Genomic DNA, 6,714 nt, shown 5'->3' with positions numbered 1-6,714 from the left:
ACCGCTCGGGCCTGCGGCGCTCGGGGACGCGGCCGACGGTGGCCGCGGTCGCGGCGAGCGCGGTGATCAGCTCGGCGTCGGCCTCGGCGCCCGCACGGGCGGAGTCGCGGCGGTCGGCGGCGCCTCCCCCGGCCTCCCCGCTCCGTTCGAGCAGGGAGGTGCCCTCACCGACCCAGGTGCCGTGCTGCTCCAGAGTGGCGGCGTCCATGCCGGCGACGGCGGCCTCGCCCATCAGGGAGAAGCCGGGCTCGGCCACGACCGGGGCCGGCGGGCAGCCCTCCTCGGCGCCCGCGCCGGCCGGCGGCAGCGGGGTCTCGCGGACGTCCGCCCCCACCGTCGTACGACCGCTGTCGTGCCGCTCGGCGTCGGCTTCGGCGACGGCGGCGGGCGCGCCGGTGCGGCCCGCGACCGCGGCGGCGATCGTCTCGGCGCTCAGGACGAGTCCCGTCGCGCCGGTGCAGGAGATGGCGACGTCTGCACGTGTCAGCTCGTCCGGTACGGCGTCCATGGGTACCGCGCGGGCCCGTACGGCCGCGTCGTCGCCCTCGGTGAGGATCTGCACGAGGCGCTCGGCGCGGTCCTGCGTACGGTTGGCGATCACGACCTCGGCGACACCGGCCCGGGCGAGCGTGGCGGCGGCCAGCGACGACATCGAACCGGCGCCGATGACCAGGGCCTTCTTGCCGTGCGCCCAGGCCTGTACGTCCGCGCCCGTGGACAGCTGTTCCAGGCCGAAGGTGACCAGGGACTGCCCGGCGCGGTCGATGCCGGTCTCGGAGTGGGCGCGCTTGCCCACCCGCAGGGCCTGCTGGAACAGGTCGTTCAGCAGCCGTCCGGCGGTGTGCAGCTCCTGGGCGCGGGCCAGGGAGTCCTTGATCTGGCCGAGGATCTGCCCCTCACCGACGACCATCGAGTCCAGGCCGCAGGCCACCGAGAACAGGTGGTGGACGGCCCGGTCCTCGTAGTGCACGTAGAGGTGGGGGGTGAGCTCCTCCAGGCCGACCCCGCTGTGCTGGGCGAGCAGCGTGGACAGCTCGGCGACACCGGCGTGGAACTTGTCCACGTCGGCGTACAGCTCGATGCGGTTGCAGGTGGCCAGCACGGCGGCCTCGGTGGCCGGCTCGGCGGCGACCGTGTCCTGGGCCAGCTTGACCTGGTCGTCCGCGCTCAGCGAGGCGCGCTCCAGGAGGCTGACCGGGGCACTGCGGTGACTCAGTCCGACGACGAGAAGGCTCATGCCTGCATCACGGCGGGCATGTCCCCGTCAGGTCCCTGGTCGGCGGACTCGTCGCGGCCCGCGGCGGTCCGCGGAAGGGCGCCCTCGCCGACGGTCTCCTCACCGGCCTTGCGCTGTTCGTGGAAGGCGAGGATCTGCAGCTCGATGGAGAGGTCGACCTTGCGTACGTCGACGCCGTCCGGGACGGTCAGCACGGTCGGCGCGAAGTTCAGGATGGAGGTGACGCCGGCGGCCACGAGCCGGTCGCAGACCGGCTGGGCGGCGCCCGCGGGGGTCGAGATCACGCCGATCGAGACGCCGTTGTCCCGGATGATCCTCTCCAGCTCGTCGGCGTGCTGGACCGGGATGCCGGCGACGGGCTTCCCGGTCAGGGCCGGGTCGGCGTCGATGAGCGCGGCGATACGGAAGCCGCGGGAGGCGAAGCCGCCGTAGTTGGCGAGGGCGGCGCCGAGGTTTCCGATACCGACGATCACAACCGGCCAGTCCTGGGTCAGGCCCAGTTCGCGGGAGATCTGGTACACGAGATACTCGACGTCGTACCCCACCCCGCGGGTCCCGTAGGAGCCGAGGTAGGAGAAGTCCTTGCGCAGCTTGGCGGAGTTGACCCCCGCCGCGGCCGCGAGTTCCTCGGAGGAGACCGTGGGGACCGAGCGCTCGGACAGCGCGGTCAGCGCGCGGAGGTACAGCGGAAGACGGGCGACGGTGGCCTCGGGAATCCCTCGGCTACGGGTCGCCGGTCGGTGAGTTCGGCCAGTTGCCACGGTGCTCCTGCGGGTAGAGCGGGGCTGCAGGCGGTCGTACGTCCCCAGACCGCCCCGTCGACAGCAGGCTATGTCTTTGTGAACGCGTGCACAAAGATGGTGTCCGATTTGTCCGGCCAACGTGACCGGGGTCACGCGCCCCCGGCGCAGGTGTGTGGAACCGGCGCACACGCACCTCTGTCCCTCTCTTGCTGGGGGCAAAACCGCACACTCTCCTCTACGATCACCGCCCCCGAGACCAAGTCGCCATCGATCCTAAGCGACTTCCGGCCGTTTTGAACTCCTCGGTCAGTGTTGATCAGCGACGATCGGCCGCCGGGCGTCAGCCCGTGAGCGCCTTGCGCAGCCGCTCCTCGTTCACACGCCAGAAGGTGTGCTGCTCCCCGTCGACGAGCACGACGGGGATCTGCTCCCAGTACCGGTCGTGCAGTTCCCGGTCCTCGGTGATGTCCTTCTGCTCCCAGGGGACGCCGAGGTCGGCGCACACCTTCTCCACGACGGCCTGCGCGTCGTCGCACAGGTGACAGCCCGGCTTACGGACCAGGGTGACGAGCCGATTCCGGGGATCGGGGGACTTACGGCGGAAGATGGGACTCATGTCGGCCATTCTCACCCGGTCACGCGCCCACGGAACCCCACCGTCACCGAGAGTTCACGCCCTTCCAACGTCACGATTCCGGAACCACCGAACAACCTGGCTATGCTCAGCGCCATGGCCGCTCTAGGATGGCTCACCCCCCGTAGGCGTTCCGCCACGGCGCGCAGCGTGCTGGCAGGCGAGGCCTCGGCGGAGGCAGCACGCAAGTCCTCCCAGGAGGCGGAAGTCCCGCCGTCCCCCGACAAGGGGGAGGAGTTCCCGGTGCACGGGGACGACCGGGCCGCCGCGTTCTTCGACCTGGACAACACCGTCATGCAGGGCGCCGCGCTGTTCCACTTCGGCCGCGGCCTGTACAAGCGGAAGTTCTTCGACACGCGTGAACTCGCCAAGTTCGCCTGGCAGCAGGCGTGGTTCCGGCTGGCCGGGGTGGAGGACCCCGAGCACATGCAGGACGCGCGCGACTCGGCGCTGTCGATCGTGCAGGGCCACCGGGTCTCCGAGCTGAAGTCGATCGGCGAGGAGATCTACGACGAGTACATGGCCGAGCGGATCTGGCCCGGCACGCGCGCGCTCGCCCAGGCCCACCTGGACGCCGGCCAGAAGGTGTGGCTGGTCACGGCCGCGCCGGTGGAGATCGCGCAGGTCATCGCCCGCCGCCTGGGCCTGACCGGCGCGCTGGGCACGGTCGCGGAGTCCGTCGACGGCGTCTACACCGGCCGCCTGGTCGGCGAGCCGCTGCACGGGCCCGCGAAGGCGGAGGCGGTACGCGCCCTGGCCGCCGCGGAGGGCCTGGACCTCTCCCGCTGCGCCGCCTACAGCGACTCCCACAACGACATTCCCATGCTGTCCCTGGTCGGCCACCCCTACGCCATCAACCCCGACGCCAAGCTCCGCCGCCACGCCCGCGAAATGGACTGGCGCCTGCGCGACTACCGCACCGGCCGCAAGGCCGCCAAGGTCGGCATCCCCGCGGCGGCGGGCGTCGGAGCGGTCGCCGGCGGCACAGCGGCGGCCATCGCCCTCCACCGCCGCCGCCGATAAACCGGCGCCTCCGCGCCGCTTCCCCCCGGCCCGGCACCGGCCATACCCGTGGCCTGGCACCGGCCACACCCGCGGACCTCCGCGCCGCTTCCCCCCGGCCCGGCACCGGCCACACCCGTAGCCCGGCACCGGCCACACCCGCGGACCTCCGCGCCGCTTCCCCCCGGCCCGGCACCGGCCATACCCGTGGCCTGGCACCGGCCACACCCGCGGACCTCCGCGCCGATCACGCCCGCGGACCTCCACGCCGATCACGCTCTTGGGACCCGCTGCCGGCCACGACCCTCACGGACCCACCGCCGACCACGGCCCGCACGGGTTTCACCACCGGCCTGAGCCCACGGGCTTCGGCGACCAGGGATCCTCCCGGCCTCGGCCCGGCGGCGGCGCGCGCCGGGAACGGGGCACCGCCTGCCCCTCAGCTCTCCCCCTGCGCCCATGCCGACGTGGTCGGCCAGGGCACTCGGGTTGGCGGTGCACCGCCAGGATGCGTCCCGGACTCACACCGAAGCCGGACTGGATCGATCAGAAAACGGTCACTCTCCGGTACGCCACCGGACATCAATCGGTTACGGAAGCGACGTAATCGGTGATTTGAGCAACTCGGTGTAGCGGGCTCTGTACGAAGCGTTATTCTCCTCAGACGCAAACCGGTACCCCTCCGTCGCTACGACGGGTGAAAGGTCCCGCACTGCACGTGATGGAAGCTCTGCCTCTGGGAGTCCCGTGTACCCACACGTCGGGGTTGACGCCTCGGGCCTGGCCACGCTCCGCGCAACGGTCCTGGACCTGCTGCGCGACCTCGTCCCCACCGCGTACGCCGGCCCCGCATTCGCCACGGCCGCACCCGCGGGCCCGTGCTACGCGCTGGCCGGCAGCATGGAGCAGGGGCCGGCCCACCGCACCGTCGTCGAGGGGCGTCGGACGGGGGAGACGCGGACGGCCGGCAGACGAGGGCGTGCCGCGGGGACCACCGTCCGGCGCCCGGCCGCGGACAGCGACAGCGCCCGGATGATGGAGCTCGTGGAGCGCGCCCAGGCCGGCGAGGCCGACGCCTTCGGCCGCCTCTACGACCAGTACAGCGACACCGTGTACCGGTACATCTACTACCGCGTCGGCGGCAGGGCGACCGCCGAGGACCTCACCAGTGAGACCTTTCTGCGCGCCCTGCGCCGTATCGGCACCTTCACCTGGCAGGGGCGCGACTTCGGCGCCTGGCTGGTCACCATCGCCCGCAACCTGGTCGCCGACCACTTCAAGTCCAGCCGCTTCCGTCTCGAGGTCACCACCGGTGAGATGCTCGACGCCAACGAGGTCGAGCGCTCACCGGAGGACTCCGTCCTGGAGTCCCTGTCCAACGCCGCCCTCCTGGACGCCGTGCGACGGCTCAACCCCCAGCAGCAGGAGTGCGTCACGCTCCGCTTCCTGCAGGGCCTGTCCGTCGCCGAGACCGCCCGTGTGATGGGCAAGAACGAGGGCGCCATCAAGACCCTCCAGTACCGGGCCGTACGCACTCTGGCCCGGCTCCTCCCGGACGACGTCCGCTGATCCGCCCACACTCGGCCACCCCAACTCACCCTCTGCAGAGGCACGTTGACTTCTCCAACGGATCCTGTGCCGTCCGTAACCCAAGTGCCGAGCCGCTCGTTGTGCGGGATAGAGGCTCCCTGCGGTCACGCCTTGGCCAACCCTGATCACTCGTTCGTGTGGACTCGGCCGTGGACGTGCAACCCTCAGGACACCCGGGGAGTCGACCGTCATGACGAGAGGAGGTGCCGCCAGTGATCGCGAACGTATCGGCGCACCGGCGGGCGAACGCCTTCGCCCAGGCCCTGGAGGAGCTGTCCGACCAGGGCACGGCGGCCGAGCAGTCCGAAGGACCGGCACCGGACCCGGCTGCCGCGGCCCAGACCGAGCAGGGCCGTCTGCTGGCCCTCGCCACCGGTCTGGGCGCGCTGCCCCGGCCGGAGCTGGACCCCGAGGTCAAGGCCGTCCAGCGGGCCCGCCTGGTGGCCGCGATGGAGGCCATGCTGCAGGAGGGCACCGCGGGCGAGGCGACGGACCCATCAGTTCCGGGACAGCGTGCACACCGTGCGCGGGGTGCCCACCGGGCGAGTGGCCTGGGGAAACTCCGGCCGCACACGCGGCTGGGCAAGTCACTGGCCGCCGGCGGGCTCAGCCTCGGGGTGGCCGCCGGGACCTTCGGAGGAGTGGCCGCTGCCAGCTCCGACGCCCTCCCCGGTGACTCCCTGTACGGCCTCAAGCGCGGCATCGAGGACTTCAAGCTCACCTACCTGACCGACGGCGCCGACGAGCAGGGCCAGGCCTACCTCGATCTGGCCTCCACCCGGCTGAGCGAGGCCCGCAGGCTGATGGAGCGCGGCCGCGGCGGCCACCTCGACCACGAGTCGCTCGGTGAGATCCGCCGCGCCCTGTCCGGGATGCGGCACGACGCGGCCGAGGGCCACCGCCTGCTGCACGAGGCGTACGAGCGCGACCCCGACTCCCTGGGCCCCATCCAGGCCCTCTCCGCCTTCTCCCGGACCCACCGCGGGGCCTGGGGCGAGCTGCGCGACCAACTGCCCGTGCAGCTCGGGGACGTCAGTCAGCAGGTGTCGTCGGTGTTCGACGCCATAGACGAAGAGGTCGCGCCGCTGCAGTCGCTGCTGCCCCAGCCCGCCACGCCGGGCGCCGGCGACGACAAGCGGCACCGAACCGGCCCGACGCCGTCCCCCGGCGCCTCCGGCACCGGCCCGTCCGCCCAGCCCAGCACCGGCGGCGACGCCTCCTCCGGCAGCCACCACCCCGGCACCACCGGCCCCAGCAAGTCGGCCGGCGGCGAGGGCGAGGGCCTGATCGGCGGCAGCACCGGCGACCTGCTCGATCCGCCCAAGCCCAGCGGCAGCACCGCACCGTCCGCGAGCAGGTCGGCCCCCAGCGGCCCCGAGGTGACCATCCCTCCCCTGCTCCCGGGCCTGCTGCCCGGCCTCGGCATCGAGGCGGAGGACGCCAAGTAGCCGTACGACTACGGCGGCGGGGGTGCCCCTCTCACCGAGGGGCACCCCCGCCGCCGTAGG

At 72.4% G+C, this 6,714-nt stretch carries 6 protein-coding genes; 3 read left to right on the top strand and 3 right to left on the bottom strand.

Annotation, left to right across the window (positions count from 1 at the left end):
* From DEP02_RS29820 to DEP02_RS29810, 3 genes are all read right to left on the bottom strand, one after another.
* The coding region (locus DEP02_RS29820) for a glutamyl-tRNA reductase (RefSeq protein ID WP_112470793.1) at window positions 1-1,237 on the bottom strand (1,237 nt) is incomplete at its 3' end.
* Window positions 1,234-1,998 carry a redox-sensing transcriptional repressor Rex gene (locus DEP02_RS29815; protein WP_112470792.1) on the bottom strand — a complete coding sequence of 255 codons (765 nt, stop codon included), beginning with the start codon at window positions 1,996-1,998 and terminating at the stop codon, window positions 1,234-1,236. The genes DEP02_RS29815 and DEP02_RS29820, both read right to left, overlap by 4 nt.
* Window positions 1,999-2,320: 322 nt before the next feature.
* Window positions 2,321-2,596 (bottom strand): glutaredoxin family protein, encoded by a 276-nt coding sequence (locus tag DEP02_RS29810; protein ID WP_232839334.1) that lies wholly within the window; start codon window positions 2,594-2,596, stop codon window positions 2,321-2,323.
* 114 nt (window positions 2,597-2,710) lie between these two features.
* Between DEP02_RS29810 and DEP02_RS29805 the strand changes: the two genes are divergently transcribed.
* The 3 genes from DEP02_RS29805 (at window position 2,711) to DEP02_RS29795 (ending at window position 6,654) form a co-directional block, all read left to right on the top strand.
* A complete protein-coding gene (locus DEP02_RS29805) occupies window positions 2,711-3,637 on the top strand; it encodes an HAD family hydrolase (RefSeq protein WP_112470794.1) in 927 nt (308 codons plus the stop codon).
* 726 nt (window positions 3,638-4,363) lie between these two features.
* Entirely contained in the window at window positions 4,364-5,185 is an 822-nt protein-coding gene (locus tag DEP02_RS29800) for an ECF subfamily RNA polymerase sigma factor, BldN family (RefSeq protein ID WP_112470790.1), read from the top strand.
* Window positions 5,186-5,418: 233 nt separating this feature from the next.
* Window positions 5,419-6,654, top strand: coding sequence for a DUF5667 domain-containing protein (locus DEP02_RS29795; RefSeq protein ID WP_112470789.1), 1,236 nt, complete (start codon window positions 5,419-5,421; stop codon window positions 6,652-6,654).
* The last annotated feature ends 60 nt before the right edge of the window (window positions 6,655-6,714 follow it).

Origin of the sequence: Streptomyces triticisoli (genome assembly GCF_003270085.1) — a bacterium.
GTDB classification, from domain to species: domain Bacteria; phylum Actinomycetota; class Actinomycetes; order Streptomycetales; family Streptomycetaceae; genus Streptomyces; species Streptomyces triticisoli.
The sequence above is the reverse complement of the archived record's forward strand: the minus strand, read 5'-3'. Positions and strand labels throughout refer to the sequence as shown.